Annotated in this window: 16 protein-coding genes; 6 read left to right on the top strand and 10 right to left on the bottom strand. The window is 57.6% G+C overall.

Annotation, left to right across the window (positions count from 1 at the left end; all coding sequences use genetic code 11):
• Window positions 1-536: LytTR family DNA-binding domain-containing protein (locus tag Q0239_RS00310; RefSeq protein WP_298596611.1), on the top strand; the 536-nt coding region annotated here is incomplete at its 5' end.
• A 13-nt stretch (window positions 537-549) separates the two neighbouring features.
• On the opposite strand, the gene Q0239_RS00305 is transcribed toward Q0239_RS00310, so the two are convergent.
• Complete coding sequence (locus tag Q0239_RS00305; RefSeq protein ID WP_298596608.1) at window positions 550-939, bottom strand: acyl-CoA thioesterase; 390 nt, start codon at window positions 937-939, stop codon at window positions 550-552.
• The gene (locus tag Q0239_RS00300) at window positions 920-1,234 is read right to left on the bottom strand and encodes a hypothetical protein (RefSeq protein ID WP_298596605.1); all 315 of its coding nucleotides are present in this window, start codon (window positions 1,232-1,234) and stop codon (window positions 920-922) included. The genes Q0239_RS00305 and Q0239_RS00300 overlap by 20 nt, the downstream gene beginning before the upstream one ends.
• Before the next feature lie 61 nt (window positions 1,235-1,295).
• Here Q0239_RS00300 and Q0239_RS00295 point away from each other — a divergent pair, with 61 nt between their 5' ends.
• Window positions 1,296-1,724: a CBS domain-containing protein gene (locus Q0239_RS00295; RefSeq protein WP_298596602.1), complete on the top strand. Its 429-nt coding sequence runs from the start codon at window positions 1,296-1,298 to the stop codon at window positions 1,722-1,724.
• A 9-nt stretch (window positions 1,725-1,733) separates the two neighbouring features.
• On the opposite strand, the gene Q0239_RS00290 is transcribed toward Q0239_RS00295, so the two are convergent.
• The 4 genes from Q0239_RS00290 to Q0239_RS00275 form a co-directional block, all read right to left on the bottom strand.
• Window positions 1,734-2,435, bottom strand: coding sequence for a hypothetical protein (locus tag Q0239_RS00290; protein WP_298596599.1), 702 nt, complete (start codon window positions 2,433-2,435; stop codon window positions 1,734-1,736).
• Between the two features lie 157 nt (window positions 2,436-2,592).
• Window positions 2,593-3,330 (bottom strand): Bax inhibitor-1/YccA family protein, encoded by a 738-nt coding sequence (locus Q0239_RS00285; RefSeq protein ID WP_298596597.1) that lies wholly within the window; start codon window positions 3,328-3,330, stop codon window positions 2,593-2,595.
• A 116-nt stretch (window positions 3,331-3,446) separates the two neighbouring features.
• On the bottom strand, window positions 3,447-4,769 hold the full coding sequence (locus Q0239_RS00280; RefSeq protein ID WP_298596595.1) for an oxygenase MpaB family protein: 1,323 nt from the start codon (window positions 4,767-4,769) through the stop codon (window positions 3,447-3,449).
• A gap of 72 nt (window positions 4,770-4,841) precedes the next feature.
• Window positions 4,842-5,315 carry a low molecular weight protein-tyrosine-phosphatase gene (locus tag Q0239_RS00275; protein WP_298596593.1) on the bottom strand — a complete coding sequence of 158 codons (474 nt, stop codon included), beginning with the start codon at window positions 5,313-5,315 and terminating at the stop codon, window positions 4,842-4,844.
• A gap of 83 nt (window positions 5,316-5,398) precedes the next feature.
• Here Q0239_RS00275 and Q0239_RS00270 point away from each other — a divergent pair, with 83 nt between their 5' ends.
• The 3 genes from Q0239_RS00270 to Q0239_RS00260 all read left to right on the top strand — a co-directional run bounded on the left by Q0239_RS00270 (window position 5,399) and on the right by Q0239_RS00260 (window position 8,684).
• Window positions 5,399-7,009 (top strand): MFS transporter, encoded by a 1,611-nt coding sequence (locus Q0239_RS00270; protein ID WP_298596588.1) that lies wholly within the window; start codon window positions 5,399-5,401, stop codon window positions 7,007-7,009.
• Between the two features lie 80 nt (window positions 7,010-7,089).
• Window positions 7,090-8,244: an acyl-CoA dehydrogenase family protein gene (locus tag Q0239_RS00265; RefSeq protein ID WP_298596586.1), complete on the top strand. Its 1,155-nt coding sequence runs from the start codon at window positions 7,090-7,092 to the stop codon at window positions 8,242-8,244.
• Window positions 8,244-8,684, top strand: a complete 441-nt coding sequence (locus Q0239_RS00260; protein ID WP_298596583.1) for a thioesterase family protein — start codon at window positions 8,244-8,246, stop codon at window positions 8,682-8,684. Before Q0239_RS00265 ends, Q0239_RS00260 begins: the two co-directional genes overlap by 1 nt.
• Before the next feature lie 39 nt (window positions 8,685-8,723).
• Here Q0239_RS00260 and Q0239_RS00255 read toward each other — a convergent pair whose 3' ends face one another.
• From Q0239_RS00255 to Q0239_RS00245, 3 genes are read right to left on the bottom strand one after another with little or no spacing between them, the layout of a single operon-like run.
• Complete coding sequence (locus tag Q0239_RS00255) at window positions 8,724-9,527, bottom strand: crotonase/enoyl-CoA hydratase family protein (RefSeq protein ID WP_298596580.1); 804 nt, start codon at window positions 9,525-9,527, stop codon at window positions 8,724-8,726.
• The gene (locus tag Q0239_RS00250; RefSeq protein ID WP_298596578.1) at window positions 9,524-10,141 is read right to left on the bottom strand and encodes a 2-hydroxychromene-2-carboxylate isomerase; all 618 of its coding nucleotides are present in this window, start codon (window positions 10,139-10,141) and stop codon (window positions 9,524-9,526) included. The genes Q0239_RS00255 and Q0239_RS00250 overlap by 4 nt, the downstream gene beginning before the upstream one ends.
• Window positions 10,138-10,608: a thioesterase family protein gene (locus Q0239_RS00245; protein ID WP_298596576.1), complete on the bottom strand. Its 471-nt coding sequence runs from the start codon at window positions 10,606-10,608 to the stop codon at window positions 10,138-10,140. Before Q0239_RS00245 ends, Q0239_RS00250 begins: the two co-directional genes overlap by 4 nt.
• Before the next feature lie 51 nt (window positions 10,609-10,659).
• Here Q0239_RS00245 and Q0239_RS00240 point away from each other — a divergent pair, with 51 nt between their 5' ends.
• Window positions 10,660-12,249, top strand: a complete 1,590-nt coding sequence (locus Q0239_RS00240) for an amidase (protein ID WP_298596573.1) — start codon at window positions 10,660-10,662, stop codon at window positions 12,247-12,249.
• On the opposite strand, the gene Q0239_RS00235 is transcribed toward Q0239_RS00240, so the two are convergent.
• Complete coding sequence (locus Q0239_RS00235) at window positions 12,246-13,457, bottom strand: LL-diaminopimelate aminotransferase (RefSeq protein WP_298596570.1); 1,212 nt, start codon at window positions 13,455-13,457, stop codon at window positions 12,246-12,248. The two genes, Q0239_RS00240 and Q0239_RS00235, sit on opposite strands and share 4 nt — an antisense overlap.
• Window positions 13,458-13,472 lie beyond the last annotated feature (15 nt).

Raw genomic sequence — 13,472 nt, 5'->3', positions numbered from 1 at the left:
TCCACGCGATTGAATATTGGGGTTGGTCAATCGCTGTGGCCCGTTTGGGTGATGCTGTCACCCCCATGCGTCCCTCGCGCGATGCGGCCGGGTTGATTGCGCTTTTTTCACAGTTGCTGGTGATCAACCTGCTTGCCATCGGGGTCAATGCACTGTTCATCCTGGCACTGCATGGCTTGCAGTCTGAAGCCCGCAATAGGCCCGCTGCGGGGATGCGTTTTCTTTCGCGTCTTCCCGACCGTTTGGGAACGCAATTGCTGCATTTGCAAATGGAAGACCATTATCTGCGCGCGACGACTGCACGCGGGACAGACCTTATCCTGATACGTTTCCGCGACGCGCTGCAGGAGCTTTCCGACTATGATGGTCTGCAAGTCCACCGATCCTGGTGGGTCGCATGCGACGCTGTTGAAAAGCTAAGTCGTCAGGGTCGCAAGATCGAACTGCTCATGGTAGACGGTACTCGCATTCCTGTTTCGGCAGGCTATCGCAAAACAGTCGAAGAAATGCTGCTGGGCAAGGTTGGTAAAGTCTGACCGCTCAATCCTGTTAGGGCAACGGCCTCGGCCGGTGATGCTCATCAAGCGCAACAAAGGTGAACAGGCCCTCGGTCACCTTGACCTCTTGTTCTCCCCTGTCGCGCGTCGCAAGGACTTCTATCTTGATCGCCATCGAGGTACGCCCGCGTCGCTCAAGTGATGCATAGACCGAGATGATATCGCGCAGCAGAATCGGTGCGATAAATTCCATCTTTTCGATCGCAACTGTCGCGCACGGCCCTTCGGCGATCCGCCCAGCAACGATGCCGCCTGCGATATCCATCTGCGCCAATACCCAACCGCCAAAAATATGGCCATTGGCATTGATATCTGCAGGCCGCGGGACAACGCGGAGGATCGGGTCACCCCGCACCGGAAGGTTATGGACGATGCTGCTCATTCTCGTCATCCGCCAGATCAGCAAAAGGATCTTCTATCGCCTCGTCATGCCCCGTTCCGCTGGAAAGGAAAACCAACCCCATCAGCGCCGACATCAGCATCACCGAAAAAATGATGCCTGCTGCAGTCGCAATATAGAGGTGGATCGAGATCAGACCATATTGGAACCAGAACAGGCCTAGCGCTGCTCCGGTGATCACGAGCGTGAAGGCGAACATCCATCCCATCAGACGGCGATAGCGCGCCCAGGCAAAGGCGGCATATTCGGGATTATCAAGGCGGGAGGGTCGAGTCATTTTATCCTGCGCCGCGTCTATGCTATGTAAAGCGCCGGAGCAAGACGAATGGGAGGACGCGATGACGATTGCCATCATCCTGCAAGCCCGCGAAGGCGCGGTTTTCACAGCATCTCCGGACGAGTTGGTAGAAACCGTGGTCGCGCGACTCGCTGAAAAACGGATCGGCGCGTTGCCTGTTGTCGAGCATGGCGAGGTGCTTGGAATATTTTCGGAACGCGACGTGATCTATGGGCTTGCCAGCCACGGATCGGCGCTGATGGCCAAACGGGTAGGCGACGTCATGACTGCGCCAGCGATAACCGTTACCGCAGATACGCCTGTCCTTTCTGCCCTTTCACTGATGACGCGGCGGCGCATCCGACACCTTCCTGTTGCAGACGGGCTCCAGATTGTCGGTTTCGTATCAATCGGCGATCTGGTCAAATACCGCATCGAAAAGATCGAGGCCGAAGCCTCGGCGATGCGCGATTATATCCAGATGGCCTGACGCCTACTGCTATTTGGTCGAGATTGTGGTCACAACTGCAGGGGCAGAGGCTTGTGCGAGCGGCTGCGGGCCATAACGCGCATTCCACTCGACGATGTCGACTTTATATTTCTCGAACGCATTATAAAAATTAATGAAGACCGCATCCAGATCGGCCAACGCGCCGAAACTATACTCAGGCAGCGCTGTCGAAGGTATCGCAATAATTTCCCGCGATTTCGCAAGCGATTTATCGCAAAACTCTGCGCGCACCGGCGGTAGAGCGAAATAGTTATACAGGTCTGTAGAATGGGTGTCGCGCACACGCAGCGCATTCTGCCCTCGATAGCGTTTCACATATTCGGCATCGACCGCTTTGTTGGTCTGCGCCAGTCGGGATTTGTGAACCTGCAGATAGCGATTGTAATTCTGCGCAATCTCTCCCCAAACGAGGCCTTGGCAGTTTAACGCGGCAACGTTCAGGCCGGACCGCAAGTGCCAGATATATTCTTCGCGAGAGAGATTGCGATTAGGTGTTATGCGCACGCCATCCGCGCCAATTGCGGGGATTTTCATCGTCACTGCGGCGCCGCCTGGCGGCAGCGGCATCGGCGGAATTACGGGTGCGGGGGGCGGAGCGACTGGCCGTGGTGCCACCACAACGGGTTTGGGCGCAGGTGCACATGCAGCAGCCAGCATCGTCAAACCAACGATCAGGGAAGCCCTACCCAATTTCCGCATATTCAAATCACTCCCGTGCAACCAATTATATCTTTCCGTCTGTCAACACGATTAACAGCCAAAAATAAAGCGCCCATCGGCGAAATGCACAAAGAAAAAGGCCCAGTGGTTTCCCACCGGGCCTTCTCGTTCTGCCGCATAGGCTGAATTAATCCCGGTTGCCCAGGAAGCTGAGCAGGAACTGGAACATGTTCACGAAATCGAGATACAGGTTCAGCGCCCCCATGATTGCGATCTTGCCGAGCGCTTCATGGCCAGCGAAGTAGAAATATTCGCTCTTGATACGCTGCGTATCATATGCCGTCAGACCAGCGAAGATCAGCACACCGAGGAAGCTGATGACCCAGCCCATCGTGCTCGAGCCAAGGAAAATGTTGATGATCGACGCCAACAATAGCCCCACCACACCCATGATCAGGAAGCTGCCCCAACCGGTCAGATCCTTTTTGGTGGTGTAGCCCCACAGGCTGAGCGAAGCGAAAGCCGCTGCCGTCACAAAGAAGGTGCGAGCAATCGATTCCCCTGAGTAAACAAGGAAAATCGTCGACATCGACAGACCCATGACCGTCGCGAACGCCCAGAACATCGCCTGCAATGCACCGGTCGACAGCTTGTTGATGCCAAAACTCATCACCATGATGAAGGCGAGCGGCGACAGGATGATCAACCAGCGCAGCGGCGTTGCCATTACCTGCGCAGCCATGCCGCTATTGGCGAACAGCATTGCGACGATGCCAGTAAGCAAAACGCCCGACGCCATGTAATTGTAAACCTTGAGCATATGGGCGCGCAGCCCGGCGTCGACTGCCGTTGAGGCAATCGGCTTGCCATCAATGGTAACGCCCGCGCCGGTTTGCGTTACCCGCGGATCAGACCATTCAGCCATTTCAAACGTCTCCTCAAAAGGGCGGCACCATAGCCGCCTAAGCCCGTAATATTGGATGAAATCGTTCCAATTTCAAGTGAAACCGGACTCGGGCTGCCCTGTTTTGGTTCAAACGCTCAACTGGTAGCCGGGCGATATTGCGCGGCGTCGGATGTGAACTCGGCATGGCCATATTCCGCCAATTGTCGGCGCAGCCGTGAAACCAGCAGCTGGTCGGCCAAATCGCCAACCAGCGGTAGCCGCGAAGCCACCTTATGCCCCAGCGTCTGGCCGACAATCGCCGCCATCGTCGCGGCATAGAGCGCCTTGTCTTTTCCTGTCAGTGGTACACCGACGGATGCAGCGGCAGCTTCATCGCCTTTGAGGAAGGTGTTGACGAAGAACACGCGCGCAAAAGAGCGTTCAAGACGGCGGAACACGCGCCCGGGCAGCGAACGATCCTTGCTGAGCTCTGCCTCCATCGTGGCACGCAACAATCCGCCGCAGATCGCATCGTCATATTCATAGCGCAATGTCGCGCTGCGCGTGCACCAGATGCGGACGATGTCGGTCGGATTATCCGCCAGCAAATCTTCCGGGAGCCCGAGAAGATAGCAGCGATAGCGGGCGAGTTCGACCTTCGCCCGCTCCTCCGCATTGAAGCTTGTCCGCCCCTGCCCCAACACTTTTTCGGATAGGAAATAGATCGGGATTAGCCCTGCCGGCATCTGATCCAATTGCGGGATCGGAATACCATAGATCTTTGAATCCCACATGCCGGGGCGCGAGAGCACGTTCACTCGGACCATCGAGTGCATAAGCCGCACCATCGCCGCTGCCTTGAAACCCGGGCCAAAACGTTTGAGCGCGCCGGGGAGGACTGTGGTGGTAAAAAAGGTCGCGGTTTCTTTCACGCGCTTGGCTGCAGTCGCGTGGCTCAGCGTTCCGGTGAGCGCCATCGGCAGCGCCGAATATTTGTTGAGGAATGTCGCGATAAACGCTCCGCGAATGGCAAAGGGCGAAATGTTCGCCGCCGAATTGCGTTCGGCCTTTGCGCCCCTTTCGACCATTTTCATGTCGAGCCAGTCAGGGATGCGCTCCATCTCCGTTATCAGCGCGACCAATTCCGGCGGCGCACCTTCGACCTTGTCGACACCCTTGTCACATGCCTCGATCAGCATATCGACGAGACGCCGGAAGCCATATTCGCGCATCAATGCCGCATAGGCATCGCCGGTGATATCGCCTAACATGCTATATTCGCGAATACGCGCGACCAACTCGGTATCTGCCAGAAAATCGGCGCGTCTTTTGCCCTTCACCTCTGTAAGTTCGGTCCGGTCATCCGGACCAGCAGCAAACCGCTCAGGCGTGCTGTCAAAATCAATATGACCATAAAGCGCGGGAAGCAGTTCAGCCTGCGAACGCACCTTCGCTGCGATGGCGGCAATATCGGGCAACGAATTCCTCCTCAACCTTGGCAACCGGGATGCTGTCAGCCGGGGATGATGAACGCAATACCCGTTTTGGCCTTATCCAAACTCTTGCTGCAGGCGCTTTGCGAGTGAACGCGCGGCGGCTTCCACCTCATGCCAGCATGCTTCAAAGTCTTCGACATCGCCATAATAAGGGTCTGCCACAGCGCGCCCCTCATGCCCTGGCAAATGATCAAGCAACATTGAGATGCGTGCACTCGCATCGCCGGGCGCAAGCGCGCGAACATTCCGCAAATTGGATTGGTCCATGACGACAATATGGTCGAAGCGATGAAAGTCATCGCGCTGCACCTGACGCGCGCGCAGATTGCTGATGTCCATCCGCCCCAGCCTTTGTGCCACCTCTTGCGCGCGGCGGTCTGGCGGGCGGCCGACATGCCAATCGCCGGTACCGGCAGAATCGACAAGCACATCGAGCTCTATCCGTTCAGCATGATGTCGAAAGGCCGCCTCTGCCAGCGGCGAGCGACAGATATTGCCGAGGCACACCATCAACACCGAAACCGCCATCTGAAATCCTTTACCCGCTTGCGCTTTACACATCCTCTGCTAGCCCAAGGCCCAACTGAGAGACAAGCAAGAGGAGAATGACGTTGAGCGCAACAAGCGATGGGGAATCGATTGGAAACGCCAACGCCCAAGGGGAGAAATCTGCGACCGGCTACAGCTGGTATGTGCTGACCGTCCTGGTCATCGTTTACATTCTTAACTTCATCGATCGACAGATCGTCAGCATCTTGGCTGTCGATATCAAGGCCGATCTTGGCCTCACCGATTCCGAGATGGGCTTTCTTGGGGGTGCAGCTTTCGCCGTCTTTTATGCGCTTTTCGGCATCCCGCTCGGCCGGCTGGCAGACAATTGGAATCGCGTAAAATTGCTTTCGATAGGACTGGCACTCTGGTCACTGATGACGGCATTGTCAGGCTTCGCGCGCAATCAGGTTGAACTGACTCTGGCCCGCATGGGCGTCGGTGTCGGGGAAGCGACCGCAAGTCCGACAGCTTACTCCCTAATCTCTGATTATTTCCCCAAGCGTCAACGCGCCACGGCACTCGCCATTTATTCGTCAGGCCTCTATCTGGGCGGCGGGGTATCGCTGTTCATCGGTGCTCTGATCGTGAAGGCCTGGAACGATGCCTATCCCGTGGATGCACCGTTGGGGCTGGTGGGGTGGCAAGCCGCATTTCTGGCGGTCGGCATTCCGGGCGTCTTGCTTGCACTTTGGGTTTCGTCACTACGGGAACCGATCCGCGGCGCGATGGACGGCGTTGCGACCGAAAGCTCTCCCACACCCTTCCGCGCTTTTGCCAGCGACCTGTCGATGATCGTTCCTCCCTTTACCATCTGGGGCGCTTGGCAGCGCGGCCCCGCTGCCTTTGTCATTAACATCGCGACCGGTGCCGCTATCGCCGCTTTTGCATGGTGGATGATCAATCTGACCGGCAACCTGCCGCAATGGTCAGCGGTCGGCTTTGGCTATTATGCGGTGTTTTCATGGGCTTCGGCGCTGCGCGCGCGTGACCCGGCCACCTTCAAACTGATCTGGGGCACGCCCGCCTTTATCTGCACCACGCTGGGCTATGGCCTTGTCTCGCTGGCTGCTTATGCGTTGAGCTTCTGGTCGGCGCCCTATGCCGAGATTGTCCTGAAGTTGCCCAAGGCAGAACTGGCCTTCATCCTGGGTGCCAATGGCGCGTTGAGCGGATTCCTCGGTGTCATCATCGGCGGGCGCATGGCCGATGCGTTGCGGATGAAAAATCCCGCAGGCCGGATATTGATGATCATCTTGGGCGTGGTAGGCCCGATCATTCCGATCTGGATCGGCTATACCACCGAAAATTCAACGCTGTTCTACACGATGAATTTTGTAGCCGGCATGCTGGGTGCAACCGCACTGGGTGCAGCGGCGGCAACCACGCAGGATCTGGTGCTGCCGCGCATGCGTGGGACGGCGACGGCAGCCTTTTTCCTCGGCACGACTTTGGTGGGACTGTCTTTCGGCCCCTATATGGTTGGGCAGATTTCCGACCTTGCGGGTACAATGGTCGACGGCAAACTGGTTGGCGACCTGCGTGTAGGCATATTGTCGCTGATCGCCGTAGCCCCGATCGCACTCGGATTGCTGATTGCGGCCTATCGCATGGTGCCTACCGCCGAACGCACCATAATCGCCCGGGCTCGCGAGGCTGGCGAACCGGTTTAATCATACGGTTAAATTCCCGCTTGACGCTTGCGTAAACTTGCTGTTTCTGGCGGCCAGAACAGCCTTAGGAGACTCGCGCCATGTCGCTCGATGCATTGCACCGCACCGCCTATAACGAAGATCATGAAGCCTTCCGCTCAACGGTCCGCCAGTTTGTTGCCAAAGAGATCGAGCCCAATGCGGACAAATGGGACGCAGACGGTCTCGTCCCGCGCGATGTATGGCCCAAGGCGGGCGAACTGGGCCTGCTCTGCCCCACCGTTCCAGAGGAATTTGGCGGGCTGGGCCTAGATTTTGGCTATAACGCCATCATCAATGAAGAATTCGGCTACAACACCGATGTCGCGACGGGTTTCTCGCTGCAGACCGATATCGTTGCCAATTACATCATACAATATGGCTCCGAAGAGCAGAAAAAGCAGTGGCTTCCCAAGATGGTTTCGGGCGAAGTCATCACCGCCATTGCCATGACCGAGCCGGGCACCGGTTCCGACCTTCAGGGCATGCGCACCACCGCGAAAAAGGATGGCAACCATTATGTCGTCAACGGTGCAAAGACCTACATCACCAACGGCCAGAATGCCGACTTGATCCTCGTCTGCTGCAAGACCGATCCCGATGCGAACCCGGCCTATAAGGGCGTGTCTATCGTCCTTGTCGAGGCGGATCGTGAAGGCTTCAAGCGCGGCCGCAACCTCGACAAGGTCGGCCTTGATGCTGCCGACACGTCGGAACTGTTTTTCGAAGACGTCCGCGTTCCGATCACCAACTGCCTCGGTCAGGAAGGCATGGGCTTCATCTATCTGATGAGCGAATTGCCGCAGGAGCGACTTTCGATTGCTATTGGCGCGCAGACAGCTGCGCAGCGCAGTTTCGATCAGACGGTCGAATTTGTGCGCGAGCGCAAGGCATTCGGCAAGCCGATCCTCGATTTCCAGAACACCCGTTTCGTGCTGGCAGACCTGAAGACCAAGCTGCAGGTGGGTTGGGCACATATCGACTGGGCTCTAGCCCGCCACATCAAGAAAGAGCTGACCCCCGAAGAGGCATCGGCGGCAAAGCTGTGGCATACCGAGCTGCAAGGCGAAGTCGTTGACAAGTGCCTTCAGCTTCATGGCGGTGCGGGCTTCATGAACGAATATCCAATTGCCAAGCAGTTCCGCGGTGCGCGTGTAACCCGTATCTTCGGCGGCACCAGCGAGATCATGAAAGAACTGATCGGGCGCAAGCTGTAATGGCGAAACCAGAAGGGTGGCGGCTCAATCTGGCTGCCTATCCCATCATCCTGGAGAGCGACACCCGCTTTCAGGATATGGATATCAACGGGCATCTCAACAATGTCGCTTTCGCGTCCTTGTTCGAGAATGCCCGCGTCCAGCTGCACCGCAAGGCGCGGCCATGGACCGAGCGGCCAAAGAATGAGCGCACGATGGTCGCCTCGGTCGAGATCAATTACCTACGTGAAGGAAATTTTCCCGCCCCGGTAACTATCGGTTCGGGCATTGGCCGCATCGGCAATTCAAGCTGGGTTGTGGTGCAGGCAATGTTCCAGAAGGGCCAGTGCATCGGAACCTGCGACAGCGTGATCGTTTGCCGCACCGACAATGAGGCCAAGCCCCTACGCGCCGAAGTGGTTGCCGAGCTTGAAGAGATGATGGCGAAACCAGTCGATTAACTTCTTCCCCCCTCCCCTAAACGGGAGGGGAATTAAGCCTTAGTCCGCGAAGTTCGGCTTCCGCTTCTGCATTTCAGACATCACCGCTTCCATCTGGTTAGGCGTGCGGATGACTTTCAACTGCTCGTCGCTTTCCATCTGAAGCAATTCTGCATCGCTTGATGTCGCCAACGCGTTGCACATACGCTTGGCACCTCGAATGGCATGCGGGTTCTTGTTTGCAATCACCCGCGCCAGTTCCATCGCCTTGGCATGCGGATCATCGGAAACATGGGTGGCAAAGCCCATTTCCTTGGCCTCGACACCGTTGAATTCGCGGTTGGTGTAAATCATTTCGCGCAGCACATCGTCGGCCACCTGCGTGCGCCACAACGGCATGCCGCCGACATCGGGGACGAGGCCCCATTTCATTTCCATGATCGCAATGCGCGTGTCGGGATGGACTATGCGGATATCGGCACCCGCCATAATCTGGCTGCCCGCGCCAAAGGCTACACCATGCACGGCTGCAATCACGGGCACCGGCAGTTCGCGCCAGCCATAGGCAGCATATTGCGCGTTGTTCGAAATGCCCTTGGTGCGATCGGCGAGCGAACCGCCAGCGCTGCTCGCGCCGGGATCGCGTTCGCTTTGCAGACTGGCAAGATCGAGGCCGGCACAAAATGCACGCCCTTCGCCAGAAAGCACAACAACGCGGAGGCCCGGGGTCGCCTTCAACTGCTCAATCGCCTCGACCAACGCATTCCATTGCGCACCGTCGAGGGCATTCATCTTGTCAACGCGGGTCATGCGGACATCGGCGATGCCGTCTTCGAGCATGGTGATTGAAATGCGGTCGTTCATTGCTTCTCTCTCCCAAGCGCTGCCTCAACCAAGGGCAGCTGATCATTGCCAAAATACATGTCGGTGCCATCGACAAAGATCGAGGGCGATCCATAGCCGCCGCGCGCAATCACCTCTTCGGTGTTGGCGCGCAGTCGAGCCTTTACCTCATCCGATTGCGATGCCGCCTTCAGCGCCGCACCATCCAGCCCGATGCCATTGGCTACTGCCGCCAACACATTTGCGTCATCCAGATTTTCTTGAGCGCCAAAATAACTTTCGAACGCAGCCTTGGAAAAACGGCGTAGTGCATCCTGATCGCCTTCCAATGCGCAAGCAAAGCGCATGGCGTTCACACTCTTGGCCGGATGCCATTTGGACGGGAAGTTCATCTCCACCCTGGCCAGCGCGGCCCAATCGAGCAAAACCTTCCAGCTATGCTTGAGCTTGCGATTGTCAGTCATCTCGCGCGCGGCATAGACCGACTGGTTCACCGCGTTGAACACTCCACCGACAAGTATCGGACGCAGCACCGCCTGTTCGCCGGTCCGTTCCAGCAACGGCCACAAATTGGTGAAGGCCAGATAAGTCCATGGGCTGGATAGGTCGTAGAAGAATTCGACGCGCGCGTTCATTCGGCGGGAACCTCTTCACGCGAGGGTGCATTTTCCGCCTTGGCATCGAACTTCAGGAACACTTCCTTTATCCATTCGGGGAATGGCATCGGTCGGTGTGATTCGAGATCGACGAACACGCTGACCAGTTCTACCTCTGCGCGCAGGTCGTCCGATCCATCTTCGGTCGCGCCGTGGATTTCGACGATCTTGGTAATGCTGCTGCGCCCCATTTTGGTGGTACGGCACATCACCTCGATCATTTCGTCCGGGAAGATCGGTGCGTTCCAGAGCACCGTTGCCTTTTTGACATGGAACTCAAGCGGTTCATCGGGATTGACCAGCCGCAACCCGCAGGCACGCCAATATTCGGTGACGGCAACGTCGGCATAATCGAGATAGCGCGCGTTGAAGACAACACCCTGCGCGTCGGTCTCTGCCCAACGGACGCGGAGGGGATAACGGAAGGCGAAATCTTTTTTGGACATGCAAATTCGATGGCGGATTGAAACCGATTCCGCAAGTGCTAGGCTGTGCGGATGAGAACAGCCATTGTATTCGCCGCCGCCCTGTGTGCTTCGACCATAGTTCAGGCCCGTTCGCCTACAGCGCAAATCCTGCATTCGGGATTCGATTCCGAAGTCACTGCACTTTCGGCCTCGCAAGTTGCGGGATTGGGGACGTCGGAAGAAATCGTTCGCCAATATCTGAAACGGATTGCGGATATCGACGATAGCGGCCCTCGCCTGAACGCCGTGATTGCCATATTTCCGGACGCTATCGAACAGGCGCGGCGTTTAGATGCGGAGCGCAGGGCAGGCAAGGTGCGCGGACCGTTGCATGGCATTCCGGTGCTGGTGAAAGACAATATCGAGGTGGCGGGGCCAGTTCCGACCACCGCCGGATCGCTGGCGCTTAAAGACAACATCACCAATCGCGATGCCCCGATGATCGCCCGCCTCCGTGAGGCCGGCGCCATTATCCTAGGCAAGACCAATTTGAGCGAATGGGCCAATATCCGTTCGGGCAGCTCGACCAGTGGCTGGAGCGCGGTGGGAGGCCTTACGCGCAACCCCTATGTGCTCGATCGCAATAGTTGCGGCTCGTCAGCCGGCAGTGGTGCGGCAGCGGCAGCGAATCTTGCACCGCTGACAATTGGCACCGAGACTGACGGCTCTATTGTCTGCCCGTCGTCGGTCAACGGCGTTGTCGGGTTCAAACCCACGCTAGGCCTCGTCAGCCGTAGCCTGATCGTGCCAATTTCGCATAGTCAGGACACAGCGGGACCGATGACCCGCACGGTGCGCGATGCGGCCTTTCTGCTGACTGCGATGGCAGGAAGCGATGCGACTGATCCCGCAACTGCAGAGGCGGATAAACGAAAGAAAGACTATGCCGCGAATCTCAACGCCTATGCACTCAAAGGCATGCGCCTCGGCGTCGCACGCGACCGCATAGGTGACAATCCAGCCATCCAGGCGCGCTTCGAAGCGGCGCTCGATGTGATGCGCAAGCAGGGTGCAGAGATTGTCGATATCGCGGACAGCCGAAAGGGCTTTGACGGGCTGGGCGAAGCAGAGTTCGAGGTGTTGATGTTCGAACTCAAAGCCGACCTGAACGCCTATCTTGCCACGACGCCGTCAACCGTGAAAACCCGCACGCTCGAACAGGTCATCGCCTTCAACAAGGCCGAGCCCGCCGAGTTGCGCTGGTTCGGGCAGGAGTTATTCGATCTTGCCCAATCCAAAAAGGGCCTGGACGATCCTGCGTATCTGGAAGCGCTCGCCAAATCGAAACGCTTAGCCGGGCCCGAAGGCATCGATCGACTGCTCCGCGAAAACAAGGTCGATTTGCTGGTATCGCCGACGACCGGCGTTGCCTGGAAGACCGACCTTGTGAATGGCGACCAATATTCGGGCCCCAGCGCCAGTGCCCTGCCCGCGATTGCGGGATATCCCCATCTGACGGTTCCGATGGGGGCAATCGAGAGGTTACCCCTTGGCATCAGCTTTGTCGGTACCGCATGGGATGACGAGCGCGTGCTCCAGGCAGGCTATGCCTATGAACAGGCGTCGAAGGCACGGGTGGAACCGGCCTTCAAGCCCAGTATCGAAGCAACGCTGCCCTAAATCGCCTTCGCCTGCGTTGGTGTATTCACGCCCATAGATTGCAGATAGCGTTTGATGTTGCGCGCGGCCTGTCTCAGGCGGTGCTCGTTTTCGACCATCGCGATGCGAACAAAGCCTTCGCCATCCTCACCATAGCCAACGCCTGGGGCAACCGCGACCTTGGCCTCGGTCAGCAGTTGCTTCGAAAATTCAAGACTGCCGAGATGGGCAAGGGCTGGCGGCAACGGGGCCCAGGCGAACATTGACGCCCGCGGTGCAGGGATTTCCCAACCAGCACGTCCAAAGGCTTCGACCAGCACGTCACGCCGCTTGTGATATAGCTCTCGGTTCTTTTCGACGATATCTTGCGGGCCATTCAATGCCGCACAAGCCGCTGCCTGGATCGGGGTGAAGGCCCCATAATCGAGATAGCTTTTCACCCGCGTCATTGCGGCAATCAGCTGCTTATTCCCTACCGCAAAGCCGATCCGCCATCCGGCCATCGAATAGGTTTTCGACAGCGAGGTGAATTCAATAGCAACGTCCTTCGCGCCCTTGACCTGCAGGATCGAAACTGTCGGATTGCCATCAAAATAGAGCTCGGAATAGGCTAGGTCGGATAGGATCCAGACCTTGTTCTCCTTCGCCCAGGCGACCAGCCGTTCGTAGAATGCAAGGTCAACCGTTTCGGCAGTCGGGTTTGACGGATAGTTGACCACAAGGATCGACGGGCGCGGCACAGTGAACGCCATGGCGCGATCAAGCGCACGGAAATAATTTTCGTCAGGCGTTGTCGGAACCGAACGGATGGTTGCCCCTGCGATAATGAATCCAAAGGTATGGATAGGATAGCTGGGATTGGGTGCGAGCACGACATCGCCCGGCGCGGTGATCGCGGTGGCAAGGCTGGCGAGCCCTTCCTTTGACCCCATGGTCACAACCACTTCGGTTTCGGGATCGACATCGACGCCAAAACGGCGGCCATAATAGTTTGCCTGTGCGCGTCGAAGGCCCGGAATGCCCTTCGACGCCGAATAGCCATGCGCATCGGGTTTCTGCGCAACCTCTACCAGCTTGTCGATCACATGCTGGGGTGGCGGCAGGTCGGGATTGCCCATGCCGAGGTCAATAATATCCTCTCCCGCCGCACGGGCGGCCGCTCGCATCGCATTCACTTCAGCGATGACATAGGGCGGCAAGCGCTTCATGCGGTAGAATTCTTCGGACATCGGACTCCAGAGGCT

This window comes from uncultured Sphingorhabdus sp., from assembly GCF_937872355.1.
In the GTDB taxonomy this organism is placed as follows: Bacteria; Pseudomonadota; Alphaproteobacteria; order Sphingomonadales; family Sphingomonadaceae; genus Sphingorhabdus_B.
Note: the sequence above shows the minus strand (reverse complement) of the source record. Positions and strands in the feature narration are given on the sequence as shown.

What these genes read in the sequence shown, in the direction of transcription:
- Q0239_RS00240 (WP_298596573.1), top strand. Translation starts at nt 10,660, where the DNA reads ATGAGAACAGCCATTGTATTCGCCGCCGCCCTGTGTGCTTCGACCATA.
- Q0239_RS00295 (WP_298596602.1), top strand. Translation starts at nt 1,296, where the DNA reads ATGACGATTGCCATCATCCTGCAAGCCCGCGAAGGCGCGGTTTTCACA.
- Q0239_RS00305 (WP_298596608.1), bottom strand. Translation starts at nt 939, where the DNA reads ATGAGCAGCATCGTCCATAACCTTCCGGTGCGGGGTGACCCGATCCTC.
- Q0239_RS00275 (WP_298596593.1), bottom strand. Translation starts at nt 5,315, where the DNA reads ATGGCGGTTTCGGTGTTGATGGTGTGCCTCGGCAATATCTGTCGCTCG.
- Q0239_RS00285 (WP_298596597.1), bottom strand. Translation starts at nt 3,330, where the DNA reads ATGGCTGAATGGTCTGATCCGCGGGTAACGCAAACCGGCGCGGGCGTT.
- Q0239_RS00265 (WP_298596586.1), top strand. Translation starts at nt 7,090, where the DNA reads ATGTCGCTCGATGCATTGCACCGCACCGCCTATAACGAAGATCATGAA.
- Q0239_RS00250 (WP_298596578.1), bottom strand. Translation starts at nt 10,141, where the DNA reads ATGAACGCGCGCGTCGAATTCTTCTACGACCTATCCAGCCCATGGACT.
- Q0239_RS00245 (WP_298596576.1), bottom strand. Translation starts at nt 10,608, where the DNA reads ATGTCCAAAAAAGATTTCGCCTTCCGTTATCCCCTCCGCGTCCGTTGG.
- Q0239_RS00235 (WP_298596570.1), bottom strand. Translation starts at nt 13,457, where the DNA reads ATGTCCGAAGAATTCTACCGCATGAAGCGCTTGCCGCCCTATGTCATC.
- Q0239_RS00255 (WP_298596580.1), bottom strand. Translation starts at nt 9,527, where the DNA reads ATGAACGACCGCATTTCAATCACCATGCTCGAAGACGGCATCGCCGAT.
- Q0239_RS00300 (WP_298596605.1), bottom strand. Translation starts at nt 1,234, where the DNA reads ATGACTCGACCCTCCCGCCTTGATAATCCCGAATATGCCGCCTTTGCC.
- Q0239_RS00260 (WP_298596583.1), top strand. Translation starts at nt 8,244, where the DNA reads ATGGCGAAACCAGAAGGGTGGCGGCTCAATCTGGCTGCCTATCCCATC.